This window comes from Streptomyces sp. NPDC052299 (assembly GCF_040679335.1).
Classification (GTDB): Bacteria; Actinomycetota; Actinomycetes; order Streptomycetales; family Streptomycetaceae; genus Streptomyces.
The window spans coordinates 22,573-40,821 of the sequence record NZ_JBFAUP010000015.1 but is presented as its reverse complement, the minus strand read 5'-3'; the positions used below and the strand labels follow the sequence as shown (position 1 = coordinate 40,821).

17 protein-coding genes and 1 pseudogene are annotated in these 18,249 nt (G+C 68.7%); 7 read left to right on the top strand and 11 right to left on the bottom strand.

Annotated elements, in window-relative coordinates; genetic code table 11:
- Positions 1-153: 153 nt before the first annotated feature.
- From AB0L33_RS24400 to AB0L33_RS24385, 4 genes are all read right to left on the bottom strand, one after another.
- Positions 154-780, bottom strand: coding sequence for a TetR/AcrR family transcriptional regulator (locus AB0L33_RS24400; RefSeq protein ID WP_365684730.1), 627 nt, complete (start codon positions 778-780; stop codon positions 154-156).
- An 82-nt stretch (positions 781-862) separates the two neighbouring features.
- The gene (locus AB0L33_RS24395; RefSeq protein WP_365684729.1) at positions 863-1,762 is read right to left on the bottom strand and encodes an SDR family oxidoreductase; all 900 of its coding nucleotides are present in this window, start codon (positions 1,760-1,762) and stop codon (positions 863-865) included.
- A gap of 35 nt (positions 1,763-1,797) precedes the next feature.
- Entirely contained in the window at positions 1,798-2,538 is a 741-nt protein-coding gene (locus tag AB0L33_RS24390; protein ID WP_365684727.1) for an SDR family oxidoreductase, read from the bottom strand.
- Between the two features lie 230 nt (positions 2,539-2,768).
- Positions 2,769-3,140, bottom strand: a complete 372-nt coding sequence (locus tag AB0L33_RS24385; protein WP_365684725.1) for a helix-turn-helix domain-containing protein — start codon at positions 3,138-3,140, stop codon at positions 2,769-2,771.
- Positions 3,141-3,217: 77 nt separating this feature from the next.
- On the opposite strand from AB0L33_RS24385, the gene AB0L33_RS24380 reads away from it, so the two are divergent.
- The 3 genes and pseudogenes from AB0L33_RS24380 (at position 3,218) to AB0L33_RS24370 (ending at position 4,301) form a co-directional block, all read left to right on the top strand.
- Positions 3,218-3,628 (top strand): Rid family hydrolase, encoded by a 411-nt coding sequence (locus tag AB0L33_RS24380; RefSeq protein WP_365684723.1) that lies wholly within the window; start codon positions 3,218-3,220, stop codon positions 3,626-3,628.
- 182 nt (positions 3,629-3,810) lie between these two features.
- A pseudogene (locus AB0L33_RS24375) lies at positions 3,811-4,017 on the top strand (TetR family transcriptional regulator); the annotation flags it as partial.
- Positions 4,018-4,118: 101 nt separating this feature from the next.
- Positions 4,119-4,301, top strand: a complete 183-nt coding sequence (locus tag AB0L33_RS24370; RefSeq protein ID WP_365684721.1) for a DUF4260 family protein — start codon at positions 4,119-4,121, stop codon at positions 4,299-4,301.
- A 252-nt stretch (positions 4,302-4,553) separates the two neighbouring features.
- Here the strand turns inward: AB0L33_RS24370 and AB0L33_RS24365 are convergent, their stop codons facing one another.
- A complete protein-coding gene (locus AB0L33_RS24365; RefSeq protein WP_365684719.1) occupies positions 4,554-5,510 on the bottom strand; it encodes an aldo/keto reductase in 957 nt (318 codons plus the stop codon).
- Positions 5,507-7,453 carry a hypothetical protein gene (locus AB0L33_RS24360; protein ID WP_365684717.1) on the bottom strand — a complete coding sequence of 649 codons (1,947 nt, stop codon included), beginning with the start codon at positions 7,451-7,453 and terminating at the stop codon, positions 5,507-5,509. The genes AB0L33_RS24365 and AB0L33_RS24360 overlap by 4 nt, the downstream gene beginning before the upstream one ends.
- 109 nt (positions 7,454-7,562) lie before the next feature.
- Between AB0L33_RS24360 and AB0L33_RS24355 the strand changes: the two genes are divergently transcribed.
- The 3 genes from AB0L33_RS24355 to AB0L33_RS24345 all read left to right on the top strand — a co-directional run bounded on the left by AB0L33_RS24355 (position 7,563) and on the right by AB0L33_RS24345 (position 10,333).
- On the top strand, positions 7,563-8,387 hold the full coding sequence (locus tag AB0L33_RS24355; protein ID WP_365684716.1) for an amidohydrolase family protein: 825 nt from the start codon (positions 7,563-7,565) through the stop codon (positions 8,385-8,387).
- 123 nt (positions 8,388-8,510) lie between these two features.
- Positions 8,511-9,497 carry an acetylxylan esterase gene (locus AB0L33_RS24350; protein ID WP_365684714.1) on the top strand — a complete coding sequence of 329 codons (987 nt, stop codon included), beginning with the start codon at positions 8,511-8,513 and terminating at the stop codon, positions 9,495-9,497.
- Positions 9,498-9,565: 68 nt separating this feature from the next.
- On the top strand, positions 9,566-10,333 hold the full coding sequence (locus AB0L33_RS24345; RefSeq protein ID WP_365684712.1) for a GntR family transcriptional regulator: 768 nt from the start codon (positions 9,566-9,568) through the stop codon (positions 10,331-10,333).
- Between the two features lie 63 nt (positions 10,334-10,396).
- On the opposite strand, the gene AB0L33_RS24340 is transcribed toward AB0L33_RS24345, so the two are convergent.
- The 5 genes from AB0L33_RS24340 to AB0L33_RS24320 all read right to left on the bottom strand — a co-directional run bounded on the left by AB0L33_RS24340 (position 10,397) and on the right by AB0L33_RS24320 (position 17,047).
- Complete coding sequence (locus AB0L33_RS24340) at positions 10,397-12,316, bottom strand: right-handed parallel beta-helix repeat-containing protein (protein ID WP_365684710.1); 1,920 nt, start codon at positions 12,314-12,316, stop codon at positions 10,397-10,399.
- Positions 12,317-12,440: 124 nt separating this feature from the next.
- Entirely contained in the window at positions 12,441-13,244 is an 804-nt protein-coding gene (locus AB0L33_RS24335; protein ID WP_365684708.1) for a carbohydrate ABC transporter permease, read from the bottom strand.
- A gap of 117 nt (positions 13,245-13,361) precedes the next feature.
- Complete coding sequence (locus AB0L33_RS24330; protein WP_365684706.1) at positions 13,362-14,291, bottom strand: sugar ABC transporter permease; 930 nt, start codon at positions 14,289-14,291, stop codon at positions 13,362-13,364.
- Positions 14,270-15,514 carry an extracellular solute-binding protein gene (locus AB0L33_RS24325; protein WP_365684704.1) on the bottom strand — a complete coding sequence of 415 codons (1,245 nt, stop codon included), beginning with the start codon at positions 15,512-15,514 and terminating at the stop codon, positions 14,270-14,272. Before AB0L33_RS24325 ends, AB0L33_RS24330 begins: the two co-directional genes overlap by 22 nt.
- A gap of 189 nt (positions 15,515-15,703) precedes the next feature.
- On the bottom strand, positions 15,704-17,047 hold the full coding sequence (locus AB0L33_RS24320) for an alpha-L-fucosidase (RefSeq protein ID WP_365684702.1): 1,344 nt from the start codon (positions 17,045-17,047) through the stop codon (positions 15,704-15,706).
- A 91-nt stretch (positions 17,048-17,138) separates the two neighbouring features.
- Between AB0L33_RS24320 and AB0L33_RS24315 the strand changes: the two genes are divergently transcribed.
- A complete protein-coding gene (locus AB0L33_RS24315; protein ID WP_365684700.1) occupies positions 17,139-17,972 on the top strand; it encodes a ribonuclease activity regulator RraA in 834 nt (277 codons plus the stop codon).
- The last annotated feature ends 277 nt before the right edge of the window (positions 17,973-18,249 follow it).

Genomic DNA, 18,249 nt, shown 5'->3' with positions numbered 1-18,249 from the left:
CGCCGCGGGACCGCGAACGGACCATCGGCAGCGCTGCAACTTAACGCGGGGAACTGTATTGACGTGAACATACCTCCGCAAGGGGTCGTCATGAGGATGAAAAAAACAGAGCTTCCGTGTATCCGGGTGGCTGTCCCGCTCCATGCCTTCCTTTTAGCCGGCCGAGCCGGGTGCCGGACGTGCGGCGACCCCGAGGAGGACGTTGTCGACCAGAGCGGTGATGAAGCCCTCGGTGACCGGCTCATCGGGTATCAGGAGTCGGTGGTACACGGCTCCCCAGAGCTGGTCCACCAGGACCTGCACATCGGCGTCGGGGCGGATCTGCCCCGACGTCTGAGCCTGTCGCAGCCGCTCGCCCGCGAGCCTGCGGCGGTGGGCGGAGTACAGGTTGCGGTAGGAGACGGCGAGGTGCGGATCGGTTTGTGAGGCGCCGATGAGCTCGGTGAGGACGCGACCGCCGGGTGTTCGGGTCATCGCCTCGGCGAAGGCGTGGAGCTGTGTGAGCAGATCCGCCCGGACGTCCCCGGTGTCCGGGAAGGCGAGGGTGTCCTCGACGGCATGGCAGTATCCGTCGAGGGCGAGTGCGCCGATGGACGGCCACCACTTGTAGAGGGTGGTTTTGCTGGCGCCCGACGCCTTGGCGATCCGCTCGAAGGTGAGCCGGCCCATCCCCTCCCTCAGGAGCAGTTCGCCGACTGCGTGCAGGACCTCCGCCCGGACTTCGTCGGCGGGGCGCCGTCCGCGCCCCCTGTTCGCCGGTTCTTTCGCTGTCTCTGACACGAGGGCTCCTGGTGTTGGGGGGGTGAGCTGCGGTCCGTGCCGTCGGCGTGCGGACCGAGGCCCGTACGCCATCCGGGCAAGGTCAGTGTCCGCCGCTCAGCAGGTCAGCGAGGCCGATCCGCTCCAGGAACGTGGCACGGATGCGGTCGGCGGTGTCCGAGACCTCCTCCGACCCGTCGTCCGCGGGGTCGACGTGCACGCGGAAGGGCCGGTCGCCCGCAGGCAGGGCGACGATGCGCGCGATCTCGTCGGACACCATGGACGCGCTTGTGCCGGTCGGGGCGAGGGCCGCGAGCTTGTCCGCGACCTGGTTCATGAGCCCGGGATACCTGCTGTCGTACTCGGCCTCGACGGTGGTGTCGGCGGGGTGGCCGGAGTGGGCGAAGTGGTTGGTGCCGCTGGTGAACGAGCCGGGTACGACGATCGAGGTCTCGATGCCCCAGCGCGCCAGCTCCGCCGCGTAGGACACGGCGAGCGAGTCCATGGCGGCCTTGGCTGCGAAGTAGGGGGCGAGGTACGGGGGAGTGCCGCCCTTGACGCTGCTGCTGGACACCCAGAGCGCGAGCCCTTGGCCCCGGCGGCGCATGCCGGGCAGGGCGGCGCGGTTGAGGCGCTGGGTGGAGAGGACGTTGACGTCGTACAGCTCGGCGAGTTGTTCCGGGGTGAACGCTTCTGCGGGACCGGTGGCCATGTGGCCCGCGTTGTGGATGAGCACGTCGATGTGGCCGGCCTCGGCCTCGACCTGTGCCACGGCCGCGTCGACGGACCCCTGCGCGTTCACATCGAGCTCGATGGCGCGCAGATCGACGCCGTGCTCGCGGGCGTGGTCGGCCGCGGCCTGGACCTGCGGCGCGTTGCGGCCCGTGGTGTGGCGCATGCCCGCGTACACGGTGTGGCCGGCGTCGGCCAGGGCTCGGGCGGTGAGGGCACCGAAACCGCTGGAAGCGCCCGTGATGACTATGACGTTGCCGGTGGGACACATGGGAAAACCTTCGGGTGGGGGTGGCTGGAGCCGTGTTACGCGAGGCCGCCGTTGGCGTAGATGACCTGGCCGTTGATCCAGCGGGCGGGGCCGGCGAGGAAGGCAACGGTCTCGGCAATGTCTTCGGGCCGGCCGAGGCGTTCCAACGGAGCCGCCTTGGCGAGCTTGTCGACGGTCTCCTCGTCCTTGCCCTGCAGGAAGAGGGGTGTGGCAGTGGGGCCGGGCGCCACGGCGTTGACCGTGATGTCGCGGCCGCGCAGTTCCCTGGCGAGGACGAGGGTCATGGCTTCCACGGCGGCCTTGCTGGCGACGTACGCGCTGTAGTGGGGGAACTGGGTGCGGACCACGGACGTGGAGAAGTTGATGATCGCGCCGCCGGGGCGCACAGCGCGTGCGGCCTGCTGATTGACCACGAAGGTGCCGCGGATGTTGGTGCGGTGCATGCGGTCCAGCTCGGCGAGGTCGAAGGTTTCGACCGGGGCGAGGACCATGATGCCGGCCGTGTTGACCACGACATCGAGGCCGCCGAACGCGGACCCGACGGCCTCGAAGGCGGTACGCATCGCGTTCTCGTCGGCGACGTCTCCGCCCACGGCGAGCGCCCGGCCGCCGGCCGCGCTGATGGCTGCGACGGTCTCCTCCGCCCTGGCCTGATTGCCGGAGTAGTGGACGGCGACCGAGAGCCCGTCCTTGGCCAGCCTCTCCGCGACTGCGCGGCCGATGCCGCCGGAGCCGCCGGTGACGAGAGCGACGCGGTCGGACGCGGACGTGTTCATGAGGTTCTCCTTGCTGTTCGACAGCCATATATGAACGGCTCGTCCATATAACCATGAAATGAACGGAGCGGCCATTTTGGTGGAGGAACAGGAGGGAGTGCTGGAGTGAGCCGAACTGCATCCATGGCGACTGGGCCGCGTCATGGAGCTCCCGCGCGGTCGCGCGGGTCGATGGGAGCTTCCGCCGACTCAACCGTCCTGCCGTAGCTCCGTCCCGGACCGGCGACACATCACTGGCGGGCGTCCTCGCGTTCGTCGAAGTCCTCGCGTGCGCGCTGGATGGCGGGCATGTGCTGCGAGGTCCACGCCAGTAGCGCGTCGATGGGGCGCCGGAGGGTCTTCCCCAGTCCCGTGATCCGGTACCTGACGGCCACCGGGCGCGTGGAGACGACCTCGCGCTCGATCACACCGTTTCGTTCGAGGCGCCGGAGTGTCGCAGTCAGCGACTTCTGGGTGACCTGGGGGATGGCCCGGCGGAGTTCGTTGAAGCGGCAGGGGTGCTCGCAGAGTTCGTTGAGGACGGCGAGTGACCACTTGTCGAGGATCTGGTCGAGCAGTTCGCGGTGCGGGGCATCGATGCGGACTTCGTCGGCGGTATCCATGGCGAAACCTGGTCTCGTTGCAGTGTCTTCTGCCTACTAAGTACCTTCACGATACCTAGACGGACGAGGAGAACCCCATGACTGTTCACCACTTCACTCCGCACGGCATGCTTCAGCCGGTTCCCTACCACCACGTCGCCGTGGGCACCGGGACCAAGCACGTACACGTCAGCGGCCAGATATCGCGCAGGCCCGACGGCACCCCCGTCGCACCCGGCGATCTGGCCGGACAGGTCGCGCAGGCGCTGCGCAACACCGCCATCGGACTGGCGGGCGCGGACGCCACCTTCTCGGACGTACTGCGCCTGACGTTCTACGTGACTGAGTGGGCGCCGGAGAAGATCGGCGCCTTCATGGCCGGAGTGGAGGCCGTCGCCGAAGAGATCGGCCTCCCGACCCCGCTGCCTCCCGCCTCGCTGATCGGCGTCGACTACCTCTTCGAGCCGGACGTACTCGTCGAGGTCGAGGCGACCGCCCTCCTGGACTGACCTTGCTGTCACCGGTTCCGGCATGCTGGGAAGAGCACCCCTCGCCGGCGACGGCACACACATGCTCTGCTGGGCCGAGCCGGTTCTCACGGAACCCCGCGCAGTGCACGGCGGGCATTCGGCGCCCCGGGCTCGCTGCGTGCGAGGTCCCGCCGGCCGTCCAGACGGCGACTTCGCTTCGGCTCGAAGACCGGGCGGCGCTGCCGCTGGCCCGCGCGGTGCACGGCGACATCGACCTCGCGCGTTCGTTCCGGGCATTCGCCCACGGCATGGTCGTGCTCGAACTCGACGGCCGTTTTCCACCCGGCGCGGATCTGGACGTGGCTCGGCGCACCGGCTGCGAGGCGTTCGCCCAGGCAGTCCGGAACGAGCCCCGTGGAGGCACGGCACGACCACTCTTTCCGGGGTACCCGCTCCCGGTTCCGTCGCCCGCACCGCGGGCTGCGTACACGCCGCCACATGCGGGGCCGGGCAGCTCCCCCGCGGCCGGGTGCCTGGCTACAACCTCGTCCACCGGACGGTCGTGCCCCTCCTGTGGCTTTCCGTCTGCGTTGTGCTGCCCGACCCGCCTGGCACCGCGCTGTTCACCTTCCGACTCGCCTGGCTGCTGCACATCGCCGTCGACCGTGTGCTCGGCTATGGACTGCGCACCGCCGAGGGCCGGCAGCGCTGAACGTCGGCCGAACTGCCCGCGCCGTCGCGCGTGCCACCCGAAGCTCTCCACGACCTTGACCAAGGCTCCCGATCATGGACCTCGCTCACCTCCCAGCCCTTCGACCGGCGTCCTTCACCTCGGCCTCATTCTGGGGCACCCCGGCGGACGGCCACCCCGCCCTCGTTGCCGTACAGCTCGGCCGGACTCTCTCGCGCGGTCGCATGTCCGGGGTCGACGAGGCGTTGGCCGGGCAACAACCCGACCTCCGTGTTATCCGACGCGCTCCTCCAGCACTCGCTCCGGGACGAATCCCGCCCTCGACAACCGCTTCCAGAGCTCGTCCGGGATGGGGAACCGGGCCGCCGCCACGTTCTCCGTGACCTCTGCCGCCGAACGGCACCCGAGGACGACCGAGTCCACGGCGCTGTGCAGCAGAGGGAACTGGATCGCTGCCGCGGCGAGCGGCACCTCGTATTCGGCGCACAACTCGCGGCACCGCCGCGCCCGCTCCAGTGAGGCAGCGGAAGCCGGCCGGTAGTTGAACATGGCACCGGGGGTCGGGTCGGCCAGCAGTCCGGTGTTGAAGACGCCCCCGACGACCACCGAGGTACCCGTCCTCGCGCACAGCGGCAGCAGTTCGGGGAGCGCCTCGTGGTCCAGGAGCGAAAGGCGGCCCGCGATCAGTACGACGTCGACCTCGAACTCCGCCACGTACGACGCGAGCGGAGCGCTGTGGTTCATGCCGAACCCAATGGCCTTGACCAGGCCCTCATCACGCAGTCTGCGCACCGCCGGATAGGCGGTGCGGCGGATGTCGTCCGGGTAGTCGTCCGGGTCGTGGAGATACAGGATGTCGACGCTGGAGCGGCCGAGGCGGGTCAGACTCGATTCCAGGGACTCCCGGATTCCGCGCTCGGTCCAGTCGGTGATCACCTCTCCGGGGGATCCGTCCGGCCGGGGACGCAGCAGCCAGCCCGTCTTGGTGGAGATCACCGGGGCGGCGTCGGCCGAGGCGGGGAGCAGTCGGCCGAGGCGCCGCTCGGCGAGGCCGTGTCCGTAGCGGGGAGCGGTGTCGACGTACGACATTCCGCCCTCGGCCGCCGCCTTGAGGGTCGCGGCGGCTTCCTCCTCGCCGACGTCCTCGAACAGTCCGCCCAGGGGAGCCGTGCCCAGACCCAGACGGGGGAGGGTGAAGGGCAGCCGGGTCGCTGCCGGCCGGTCGGTCATGCCGTCTCCCACGGTGAGGCGCAGGCCGCGCGGCCCGCGCGCAGGGTCATGGTCAGGGTCAGCCGGATCCGCGCGTGCCCGGGGAGGCGGACGCGGAGGTACGGTCCGCCGACCGGCTGCGCGGGGCCGTCGTCCACGCGGACGGCCCCGACATGGTGCTCGGCGAACGAACCCGCCTGTACCAGCAGGGATCGCGCCGCACCGCCGAGGTTCACCAGCTCCACCACCGTGTGCTCCGGGCGGATGTCGGAGACGAGCGCCGCGACGTCCGTCGGAAGGCCGGGGCGGCGGGCCTCCGCGTCGTGGTAGCGCACGTGCAGGTGGGCTGTGCCACCGTTGTAGAGCACCTGCGGGGAGCCGGTGGTCAGCTGCAACAGGGCTTCGGTCACCACCGGGTTGAGGTGCTGCCAGTGGTGGATGTCCAGCGCGTCGGGGCCGACCTCCGGGTCGACGGTGTCGTGCTCGATGGCCTCCATGCGCTCGGCGCAGCTTGCCAGGGCGCTGCGCAGCATCTGCTCGGGATACCCCGGGTTCCGTCCGTGCAGGAACTCGTACCAAGGCTCCTCATGGCCCGCCTCGTCCTTGATGCGCTGGGTGTGCACGGCGGTCCAGTCCCAGTTGGAGGCCGACCGCAGCCGCTCGATCCGGTCCTGGTCGGCCTCCTCGCGGCTGAAGTGCCAGAGCGCCAGCGGAAGCTGACCCGGCATGACCGTGTAGTCGAACCAGCCGGAGTCGTTGTGCCGCTGGGGAACCATGAGCGTGTGCTTGACCCCCATGGACCGCAGGTGCGGCTCCCAGCGCTCGCCCAGCGTGCCCATCTCGCTCGCGGCGCGCTGCTCGGCGTGGGACATCACGACGTCGAGCGGATTGCGGGCAAGTTCCAGGAACCCCCGGTCCCCTGTGACGAGGGTCGCGTTGGCCGCGCCGATGACGGTGGCGCTGCCTACGGGGGAGAGGCCGTGCGGCCACGACCATCCGTAGTGGCCGCCGTACCAGCGGCCGTCCAGGTACTCGCCCACCACGCCGTTCAGGCCCGCGTTGTCGGGCACGACCTCACGGCCGGCGAGCCGCTCCCGCCACACGCTCACGTACTCGGCCACCCAGTCCGCGTAGCGCTGCTCGCCACTGAGCAGGAAGGCGTGGGTCGCCAGCCCCGTGGCCGCGAGGTTCACGATCGTGTCACCGCGGCCCATCCGCTCCCACATCGCCCGGCCGTACACGCGGGCCCGCTCCTCTGACGCCTCCAGGTCCTCGAAGGACGCGAGCTCGTCGACCCCGTCCAGCGGCATCCCGTACGGGCGCAGGGCAGGGCTCCACGGGAAGTACGGCTCCTCGTCGCTGAACCCGAACCGTGGCCCCGTCGAACCGTTGTGCGGGGCGCGCAGCACCCGGTGTTCCGGGTCGTAGTTGGGTCCGCCCGGAAGGTAGAAGTCGGCGAATCGCAGGGCGAGCCGGCGCAGCTCCTCGTCGCCCGGGTCCGCCAGGCACAGACCGTAGAAGAGGAGCAGACCCTCGCCCTGGTGGAACCAGTCGTAACCCCGCTCCAGGCCGTCGACGAGCATGCCCATCTCGGTGAGCTGGGCGGTGACACCGCTCCAGTGCCGCCGTGCGGCCGGCAGCAGATCCGTACTGCCCCCGAGCACATACAGCATCGGCCAGTTGAAGAACGGCTCGTAGAAGTCGTCCACGCCGTCCCGGCCGTCCAGTCCGCGGCCGAGCGTGTCGCGGAAGACGAGACGGCCGTCCCCCTCGGTGTAGCGGTCGGCGAAGAGCCGCCAGCCCTTGTCCTGGAGGGCGAACAACTGCCGCTCCAACTCAGCCCATCGAGGGACGTCGGTGATGGTCCGGGTCGCGTGCAGCAGGGGGCCCTTTGCCTCATCTCCTGTATGTGTGCCGCCGGTCCGCTCGGGGCTGAGCATCGAGAACACCTGCTCCCTCGTCACGTAAGGATTGAATAATCGCCCATCGATAGCCGATGGTTAGACTCACCGGCGGGGAGCGGGCGTGTCAATACTCAAGAGCCGCCCCGTACGCCCGAGGAGGAGGCGCACCGTGATCGACTGCCACGTCCACCTGTGGGATCCGGACCGGGGATTCCCCTGGATCAAGCCCGGCAGTGAGCACCATCGCGTCTTCGGGGAGGGGGACTTGGACCGATCGGGCGCCGGCATCGGCCTGGCCGGCGCGATCCTGGTCGAGGCGTCGCGCGGAGACGTGGGCGAGACGCGCGCACTGCGCCGACTGCGCCTGCGCCGACCGGATCTGGTCGCCGGATACGTGGCCAACCTGCATGTCCACGGCTCCGACGGGGCCGGCCCGTTCCGTGCCCTGCTGCACGCGTGGGGTGCCTCACGTCCGAACGGGATGAGGCTCGGCGGAACCTCCTGGACGGACACCCCCGAGGCCGCCCGCGCGCTCGTTCCCGTACTGGCGGAAGAAGGCGTGGCGCTCCAGCTCAACCTGCATCAAGGGGCGTTGGGAGCGGCGGCCGAAGTCGCAGCCCGGCATCCGGAGCTGAAAGTCGTCGTCGACCACCTGGGCAATCCCCCGCACCTTCGCACGCCCGAGGTGGGGGAGTGGTACCGCGACATCGAGCGCGCGGCCGGCGAAGCCGGTGTGGTGGTGAAGATCTCCGGACTGCTCACCCAGCAGTACGGCGCACCGCCGCAACGCGTCGCGCACATGGTGCGCCACGTCGTCGACACCCTCGGCCCGGACCGCTGCCTCATCGGCTCGGACTGGCCGATCTGCATGCCCAGGGGCTCCCGCGCCGAATCGCTCGCGATGTCCGGGCTCGGCCTGGCCCACCTCACGGACGACCAGCGCGCTCGCCTCCTGCAAACGACCCCGGTCCGCGTGTACGGACTCGACACCTGAGCGTGCGTCCGGTTGACAGTGCTCGAACGCCCCTGATTCGATTCCCTCGATGATCGATAGGCGATGATCAGCGACCCGGCTCGGCGAAGTCGAGAGCGGGCCCCGACCTCCACGGAGATGTTCATGGCACATTTCGACCTTCCCCTGGACCAGTTGGAGCGTTACCGGCCGGCTCTCGCCGAGCCGGACGACTTCGACGCCTTTTGGAGGGAGACCCTGGCCCGCCACGATGACATCGACCTCGCGGTCTCGTTCGAACCGGTGGCCAACGGGCTCGTCACGATCGACACCTTCGACGTGACCTTCGCCGGCTACGGCGGCCACCCGGTACGCGGCTGGCTCCACCTGCCGGTGACCCGCACCGGCCCTCTGCCGGCCGTCGTGGAGTATCTGGGTTACGGCACCGGGCGGGGAGAGCCCCACGAGACGCGCCTGTGGGCGGATGCGGGCTACGCGCACTTCGTCATGGACTCCCGCGGCCAAGGCGCCGAGACCCCCGACGCCGACCCGGCCACCGGCGACATAGCGGCGCCCGGCTTTCTCACCCGCGGCGTCCTCGACCCGCGCCGCTACTACTACCGGCGCCTCTACACCGACGCGGTGCGGGCCGTGGCCGCGGCGCGCACGCACCCGGACGTCGATCCGGCCCGTGTCGTGGTCACCGGAACCAGCCAGGGCGGCGGCATCACGCTCGCCGCAGCGGGTCTGGTCCCCGACCTCGTGGCCGTCATGCCCGACGTGCCGTTCCTGTGCCACTTCCCGCGCGCCACGACGCTCACAGACATGCCTCCGTACGACGAGGTCACCCGGTTCGTGAAGCGGCATCGGGAGCACGCGGCCACGGTGGCCCGTACTCTTTCCTACTTCGACGGGGCAGCCCTGGCCCGGAGGGCCAACGCGCCGACCCTGTTCTCGGTCGGCCTGATGGACCGTATCTGCCCGCCCTCCACGGTGTACGCGGCGTTCAACCACTACGGCGCCCAAGGGAACGTGGACCAGTCCGACAAGCAGATACGGGTCTATCCATACAACGATCACGAAGGCGGCGGGGCCGCTCATGAAGTGGCCAAACTGGAGTGGCTGGCCGATCAGCTGGAATCCTCGGTGTGACCCCATCGAGGGAGGACGGGCGCGTATTATGTCGCAACTGACGTGCCCCAATGCAGGATTGGGAAATCATGGCACCACATGCGTCCGGTGGGTTCGTCTCCACACTGGCCACCAACAAGGACCGGTTCCGCAAGACCCTGATCTCGGACCAGGTGTACGACCTGCTGCGCCAGGCCGTCGTCGAGGGTGATCTCGCGCCGAACGACCGCGTCGTCGAATCCGAGATCGCCCGGCGGCTCGGTGTGAGCCAGGCCCCGGTGCGTGAGGCGGTCAAGAGGCTGGCCCGTGAGGGCCTTTTCACGCACGTCCCGCGCCGCGGCCACTTCGTCGTCGAGATCTCCTCGCGGGACGCGGAGTACGCACGTCAGGTACGCGAACCCCTGGAGGCACTGGCCGCGCGGCTCGCCGCCGAGCACATCACCGAGGACCAGCTCGCCGAACTCGACGCGCAGGTCGAAAGGATGCGTGAGGCGGTCGCCACGAACGATGTGAGCGGCTTTCGCGACGCTGACATCGAGTTCCACACCCTGGTCAGCCGGTTCGCGGGCAACCCGCTCCTGGCCCGCATGTGGGAGGTCATCGAGCCGAGTCTGCGCACCCTGCGGGCCATCTCCGATCCGCTCTTCGACGGTGACCGGCGCGCCATGGCCGAGGAACACGGCCGCCTCGTCGGCCTGTTGAGGTCCGGGGAGCCCACCAAGGCTGCCGAGGCGTTCGCCGACCACGCTGCCGGCCGGGGGCCCGTTCCCGACGCACGGGAAACAAAGCGGCCGGCCAGGAAGGGCGCCGCGGCGAAGCGCACCACATCCAGGAGGAGCGGGCCGAAGCCCAGCTGAACGCACAGCCATGGGCCCGGTCCGGGACATCCGGACCGGGCCCACAGACATGCCGGGAGCGGGTTACCGACGGGCGCCCGCCGTCCACTTGGGGGCCCCGTACTGGTAGGCGCCAAGGCTCGGCACCGCATCCGTGGAGCCGTCGTTGATGCCTGGCAGCGCGAGCGCCTGACTCCGCGCCGGTGAGCCGGCGGTGAGCCGGTAGTCGTGGCCGGCCGCGTCGACGAACAGCGGGTCGGTCTCCGCGGGGAGGTTGTGGGAGAGGACGAGCCCGCCGTCGGTGGCGTCGGTCACGCCCCGGATCGTCCCGAGGTTGTTGTAGATCTTCGTACCGGTCGACTGCCCGGGCTCCTTCACGTAGAACAGCGTCATCCCGCCGGTGTTGTTGTAGACGCCGTTGTCGTGCGAACCCGTACCCAGACCGTTGAGCATCACCGTCCCCTCCCGGTTGCCCCAGCCCACGTTGTTCGCGATCACGAGGTCGCTCTGGCCGTTGTCCGCGTAGACGCCCGAGATCCCGAAGGTGGTGGAGGTGGTGGCCGGAGCCGGGTCGTGGAGCACGTTGTGGTCGATCGAGGTGCCCATCATCCAGGCGCTGCAACAGGTGTAGATCGCGGCGACGTCCAGGCTCATGCGGGCGTACCCGGAGATGTCGTTGTACGCGATCAGGTCCTTGCCCGGGGTGAGCCCGGCGACCTCGTTCCACTGGAGGTTGATGCCGCTGCGGCCGACCCGGGAGATGGTGTTGTGCGTGACCGTCTGACTGTTGCCCTGCACGGCGATGCCCGCTGCGTAGGTGCCCATGTAGTCGACGTCGTGGATCACGTTGTCGGTGGCTGTGTTGTTCTGTCCGCGGAGCGCGATCCCGTTTCCGGCGCTGAGCGAGAGATCACTGTTCACGATCTTGTTCCGGGTGCCGTCGAGGACGATGCCGGTGTCGCCGACGCCCCGCGTCACCGTACTGCCGCAGTCCGTCGCGCCCCGGGTGATGTCCGTGTAGTGCGAAAGGTACTGGCCGTTGATGCCGTCCAGAGTGACGCCCGTGCTGGAGGGGCCCGTGGCGATGGTGGCGGCGAACAGACCGATGCCCTCGACCGTCGTGTGAGAGGTGCCCGTCAGGTCGAAGCCCAGGGTGCGCCGTTTGGCCTCGACGGTGTGGGTGTCCGGATCGTCGGTGCTGTAGACGTACAGGCGTTTCGCCGTCGGGTCGTAGAACCACTCGCCCGGATGCGCGAGTTCGCCGATCTTCCCGGAAAGCGCGTACCGGGTCTCCTCGGGGACGATCTTGTGGACGCACGGCGGTGCCGCGTCCAGCGTCACCGAGCCGACGGCGGAGCTCTTGACCGTGGTCGTGGCCGACACGTACCAGTAGCCGGTAAGTGCCCGCGCGCCGTCCCAGTATCCCGCAGGACGAGTCAGATCCGTGTCGGCGACGGTGGCGTCGGCGCTGCCCGCACCGGCGTACTGGAGCGAGGGAGCGAGCGGGTCGAGGCCGGGATAGGGCCACTGTGCCTCGACGCCCATCCTCCCGTCGGTGAACACCTGCACCGTGGTCGCGTCCGGCCCGAGGTCGGCGCCGGTGCTGTACACGTGCCCGTCCGCCACGGCGTCGCTGAACCGCGAGCCGGCGGCGAACGGATCCCTCGTGGCGATCTCGGTGACATCCGCGGCGGTGACCGGCTCGAATCCGCCGATCCTGGAGGCGCCGCTCACCGTCACCTTCGCGCCGGGGGCGGCGCGATAGGAGACGGGCAGTTCGACGGTGCCGGAACGCGCGGGCACGACCGTCTCCTCGTACGTGCCGGACAGGACCAGGCACGTGTCGCCCGGCACCATCACATCGGCGCACTTCTGGATGTGCCGGAACGGGGAACTGTCACTCCTCCCGTCCGCGGTGTCGCGGCCGGCAGGCGACACGTAATACGTGTGTCCCGCCTTGGACGTGACCGGGTGGGCGGCGGCGGGGTGCCCCACCGCGATCATGGCGAGCGAAGCAACGAGGGCGGCAGCGGCCCACGCTCCTCCACGGGACCGTCGTTTCGGGTCTCTCAGCACACGTGGTCCTTTCTCGGCTCTCTCTGGGACGGGACGGGCGACGCGGGTCAGGTCAGCCCTTCACGGCGCCGACGGTGAGACCGCTGATGATGTGGCGCTGCATGTAGATGAAGAAGATGACGACGGGGGCGATGGCGAGCAGGAGGTTGGGGAACACCTTCGTCAGATCTGTCGAGTACTGACTGATGCCGGCGTAGACCGCCGTGGTCACCGTGTAGTGCCCGGAGGACGGGCTGAGCAGGATCTGCGGAGAGATGAAGTCGTTCCAGATCCCTATCGAGTTGAGGATGAGCACGGTGACCACCGCAGGGCGCATCAAGGGGAAGATGATGGCCCAGAATGTGCGGAAGCGGCCCGCACCGTCGATCGTCGCCGCGTGGTCGATGTCCACCGGAATGGTGCGGATGAAGCCGACGAACAGGAAGATGCTCACCGGCAGAGTGGACGCCACGTCGTGCGCGACCAGGCCGGTGACGGTGTTCGCCAGCCCGATCTCCCGCAGTACGTAGATCACCGGGATGATCACGGCGGCGCCCGGAATGAACGTTCCGGCCAGGAAGTACAGCAGAACCAGCTGCGTCCGCCGCTTGAGGCTGCGTGCGATCGCGTACGCGGCGGGGCCGGCAAGCAGGATGCACAGTACGTCGACGAGCACGACGAGGAACAGTGTGAACCCGTAGCCGTCGATGACGTTGAACTGTGGACTGCTGATCGCGGCTGACATGTGCTCGAAGGTCATCCCGCCCAGCGGGATGGAGAAGGGGTTGTCGAGGATGTCCTGCTGCGACTTGAAGGCGTTCACCACCAGCAGGTACATCGGCACGATCATGACGAAGAACAGCACCCCGAGCAGCACCCACCGTCCGGGTGAGCGAGGCTCCCCGCGCTTCGTGCCTGGTGCCTCCCCGCCCCGGGCCGTTGCGGCCTGCGGCCTGTCGCGGACCTCTGCTTCCAGTACGACCACCAACGGCTCCTAACTTCCTGTCGCGGCCTGGTCCTGGCGGTTGCGCAGCGCCGTCACGACGAGGGCGAGCACCGCCGAGACCACCATCAGGAACACCGCCTGCGCGGTCGCGTATCCGACCTTGGTGCCCTCGAAGGACCGGGCGAGAATGAGATAGGTGAAGGTCTGCGTCGACCCGGCGGGACCTCCGCCGGTGAGGCTGACCACGATGTCGTAGGCCCGAATGAGACCCACCAGGTTCAGCACCGTCGCCACGGTCACCACGGGCGCGATCATCGGGATCACGATCCGCAGATCGATCTGTCGCTTGGACGCACCGTCGATCGCCGCCGCCTCCAGCAGCTCGGCCGGCACCGTCTGCAGCGCGGCCACGAACAGGACGACGTTGAAACCGAACCCTGCCCATACGATCACGCCGATCAGCGAGATCAGCGCGAACCGCTCGTCGAAGAGGAATCCGAGCGGCTCGATGCCCAACTTGGCCAGCGTGTTGTTGATGGCGCCGTTGGTGCCGAGGATCGCCGCCCACAGGTATCCGAGGATCAGCGCGCTGATGACGTGGGGGAAGTAGGCGACGGCCCGGTAGAAGGAGTTCGCGCGCGAACGGCCCTTGAGCGCCAGCGCGTACACGAGCCCCAGGCCCACCATCAGGACGGTGCCGACCGCGGCGATCAGCGCTGTCACGTACCAGGCATCCGACGAACTCGGGTCATCGAACAGGTGTGCGTAGTTGTCCAGCCCGATGAACGCGGCATGGGAGAACCCGTCCCAGTCGGTGAGACTGAGATAGACCGCGACGCCGACCGGAACGACGGTCATCACCGTGTACAGGAGGACGGCAGGACCCATCATCGCGAAGGACACGGCCGACTCACGCACTCTTGCCCGGCGCCGCGCCTGCCGGTCGACCCCTGTGGTCAGCTCTGCGAGTTCCACCACTTGTCCAATCCGCCGGCCACGTCCTCGGGGGAAGCGCCTGTGTACAGGGACTGGATCTGCTTGTTGAGCTCGTCGCTGAAGCCGGCGATCGGCTGGCTCCGTCCGGACTTCACGATCACCGACGGCGCCTTGTCGAGGATCTGCTGCACGGAGGTGCCGAGGCTGGACGTCGGGTAGGTGAAGCCCTCGCGCAGGTTGCCGTCGGAGGCGAGCTGGCTCTTGATGGCCTCCGGATCGGTGGTCGCCCACTTCACGAACTCGATCGCCTCGGCCTTGTGACGGGACTTGTTCACGACGACGTACGGGTTCGAGATGTTGCCGAACTGACCGGACGGGTAAGCCCCGTCGGTCGGCATGGTGAACACTCCGATGTCGTCGCTCTTCTTCGCGGCATCCGCGGCGGGCACGAAGAACGAGCCCATGATGTACATCGCGGACTTGCCGTTCAGGAACGCCGTCTGGCCGTCCGGGTAGGTGAGGCCGAGTGCGCTCTTGTCCAGGTAGCCGTTGTCGATCCAGCTCTTGTAGTGATCGAGGTAGGACGTGTAGCCGCTCTCGGCGAATGAGGTCTTGCCCTGGTTGCGCTTGACCGTCCATTCGGGATCGGCGGTGAGGACCCCCGCGTCGGCCATCATCGAGAACTGGGACCCCGTGACCCACTGCCCGGCAGTCTGCAGCGGCTTGTAGCCGGCGTCCTTCAACTTGCCCATGGCCGACGTGAACTGTGCCATCGTCCTGATCTGTGTCGCGTCGAGCCCTGCCTTCGTGAAGGCGGCCTTGTTGTAGAAGACGAGCGACTGTATCTGCTCGCCCACACCCACCATGTAGTGCTTGCCGTCGACGGCGTACTGGTCGTTCAGCGGAGTCTTCTTGGCCCAGGGCTGGTCGGACAGGTCCGCGAAGAGCGATGCCGTGTCGGCGGTCGGCGTGATTTGCTGCGCGACGTCCGGGGGATCGCCCGCGGCCAGATCCTGCCTCAGCTTCGCGTCAGCCGAGATGGTGCCGGTCAGTTCGAGCTTGACGTTCACACCGGGGTGATCCTTCTCGTACCCGTCGAAGAGGTCGTTCCAGAACTTCTCCGTCAGGTTCGGGGTGATGTTCACGATGACGCGGAGGGTCGTGCCCTCCGACGCCTGGTCGGACCCGCCCCCGCAGGCGACGGCCGAGACCATCACCAGGGGAGCCACCGTGAGCCCGCAAGCGCGGCGCCACATTGTTTTCATCGGGACACGCTCCGTTGCGTAGTCGTGAATAATCGATAGCTGGCGTCCAGCCGTGGATTCCTGAGGGGAAGGCGGCGGGAGGGTGTGGGCGTCCGAGGGGTCGGGTCGCCCGGCGGGGTGGTGCGGTGTCGTGGAGGCGGGGTCGGGCCCACGCCTCCCAACAGGGCTATCGTCTATCGATTGTTGATGCTAGAGCGGGCTCGTGCCTTCTTCAAGGGTGCTGCCGCAACTCTGAGTTCCGGTACTCGTGTCCAGCTCCAGCTCGATCACCGGAAGGAGCACATCGGGCCGGGCGATGGGCAGAGTCAGGGTCAGGGTGCCCGGCGGCTGACTCGGGGGTGCGAGATTGTTGTGCTCGTGCCGTGCGCCGTCCGCCTCATGGAAGCGGATCTCCGAACCGTCGTGCAGGAATTGGGCGTAGCGCACGTGCCCGGCCAGCCCCGGCAGGTGAAGGTGCTTGAGCGGCCAGCTCGGCAGATGCAGATACAGGCGGTTGCCGGACTGGGTGTACAGGCCGTGCGCGGGTGGCGCGAAGGAGCTTGGCCCCGCGCCGTACACGGACCGTGCGTGGAGCCTCGTCCATGCGCCCATGGCCCGGAGCGTGGCGTCGGCCTGCGGATCCAGAGCGCCCCGCCCGTTCGGCCCGACGTTCAGGATGAGGTTGCCGCCGCAGGCCACGGACTGCACCAGCATCCGGACCAGCATCGCCGGATCCTTGAAGTCACGGTTGTCGCGGTCGTAGCCCCATGAGCCATTGAGCGTGTGGCAGGCCTCCCACCTCACCCGTTCGCCGTTACGCTTCAGCGGCCGGTCGGGCTGGTACTGCTCAGGCGTGACGTAGTCGCCCGGAATGCCGAGCCTGTCATTGACCAGGATGCCCGGCTGCAATGTCCGTACGGTGTCCAGGAGGTGCTCCGCCCCCCACTCCTGCGGCCCCTTCTCCGGGTACGTGAAGTCGAAGAACAAGGTGTCGATCGGCCCGTACTGGGTGAGGAGCTCACGTACCTGGCCCTCCATGTAGGCGCGGTAGCCCTGCATGTCGCGCGGCTCCTGCCGGGCCGGGGTGTCCCGGAGCGGATGGTGCTCGTCGACGGGGAAGTCGGGGTGATGCCAGTCGAGGAGTGAGTAGTACAGGCCGACACGCAGCCCTTCGGCGCGCATCGCGTCGACGAACTCGCGGACCAGGTCGCGGCCCACCGAGCGCACCGACGTGTAGTCGGTCAGCGCCGAATCGAAGAGGCAGAAGCCGTCATGGTGCTTGGCGGTCAGTACCGCATAGCGCATCCCGGACTCCCGTGCGGAACGCGCCAGTTGGCGGGCGTCGAACAGGTCCGGGTCGAACCGGTGCAGATAACGGTCGTACTCCTGCTGTGACATGGACTCGCGGCTTCGCACCCATTCGTGCCGTGCCGCCAGGCTGTACAGGCCGAAGTGGACGAAGAGGCCGAAGCGCGCTGCCTCGAACCACCCGGTGGCATCCGAGGAGTCGGCTGATTTCGCAGACGCACTGTTCATGGAGGGCTCCTGACGCATTGACAGCACTAATCGATTGGCTGTTATCTACCATCGATAGGCGATGATGTCACTGGCGTTGCGTGCGGTGAGCGCGCGGAGAGGCACGTGCATGCACCAGAACGGAAGTCAGGAACCGGCGTCGGCAGGGGAGGCCCGCGTCGGCGGGGTGGAGGGGGCCGGGGTCTACGAGTCGATGCGCGCACCGGTGTACAGCTCCGCCTACGTGCGGCCCACCCCGCAGATGGTGGACGCGCTGGGGGACGTGAGCGCGGCGACGGCCTGTGCCAAGCTGCACCAGATGGGTATCACCCGCACGTTCATCGACGGACCCGTGCCCTTGCACCGGGAACCGGACGTCAAAGTCACCGGCGGTGCCGTGACGCTGCAGTTCCTTCCACAGCGCGAGGACGTCTTCAACGGCGCGGAGCAGGAGGACATCGAGCGCAAGACCCCGCTGTGGGGCGTGCTCGAATCCATCCAGCCGGGAGACGTTCTGGTCATCTCGGCCCAGGGCAGTCACTTCACCGGCTGCCTCGGCGACATGCTCGTGCGCTACTTCAAGCTACGCGGCGGCGCCGGGATCGTGGTGGACGGACGGGTACGGGACGCCGCCCGGGTACGCGCGCTCGGCGTGCCCATCTGGTGCACCGGTGTCACCCCCCACTACGCCTCGCAGACCGAGCTGTTCCCGTCCGCGTTCAACGTGCCCGTCGGGGTCGGCGGCTCACTGGTGACCCCCGGCGACCTGATCATCGCTGACGAGGACGGGGCCGTCGTCGTGCCGCAGCGGAACGCGATCCCGCTCGCCGAGGACTCCCTGCTTCACCAGGACCGGGAGGCGTTCGCACGCCGCCGCCTCGACGAGGGCGCGAGGCTCTCCGACTACTATCCGCTCACAGGTGAGAGCATGACCGAGTACCTGGCGAGCCGGTCCGCCACCTGAAGGGCGCCGGATGCCGACGCCTCTGCGGGAGGCGCTTTCGCGGCAGCAGCCGCACGGCTGAGGGCCGGGTCGCTGGAGGGGGTCCGCGGGGCGGCCGTCGCGCCGAGGGTGGCGGGCGGAGGATGAGGCCGCCCGGTCCCCGCCCTCTCCGCTGCCCGGACCGTCCGGAAGCGCGAGCAGTTGGGCCCCGGGCGGCCCCGCGCCCTGACGGGCCGCTCGAAGCGTCGGCATCGCGGTCCCTGACAGGCGACTGTCCGCCATGTGGCCACCGGACACC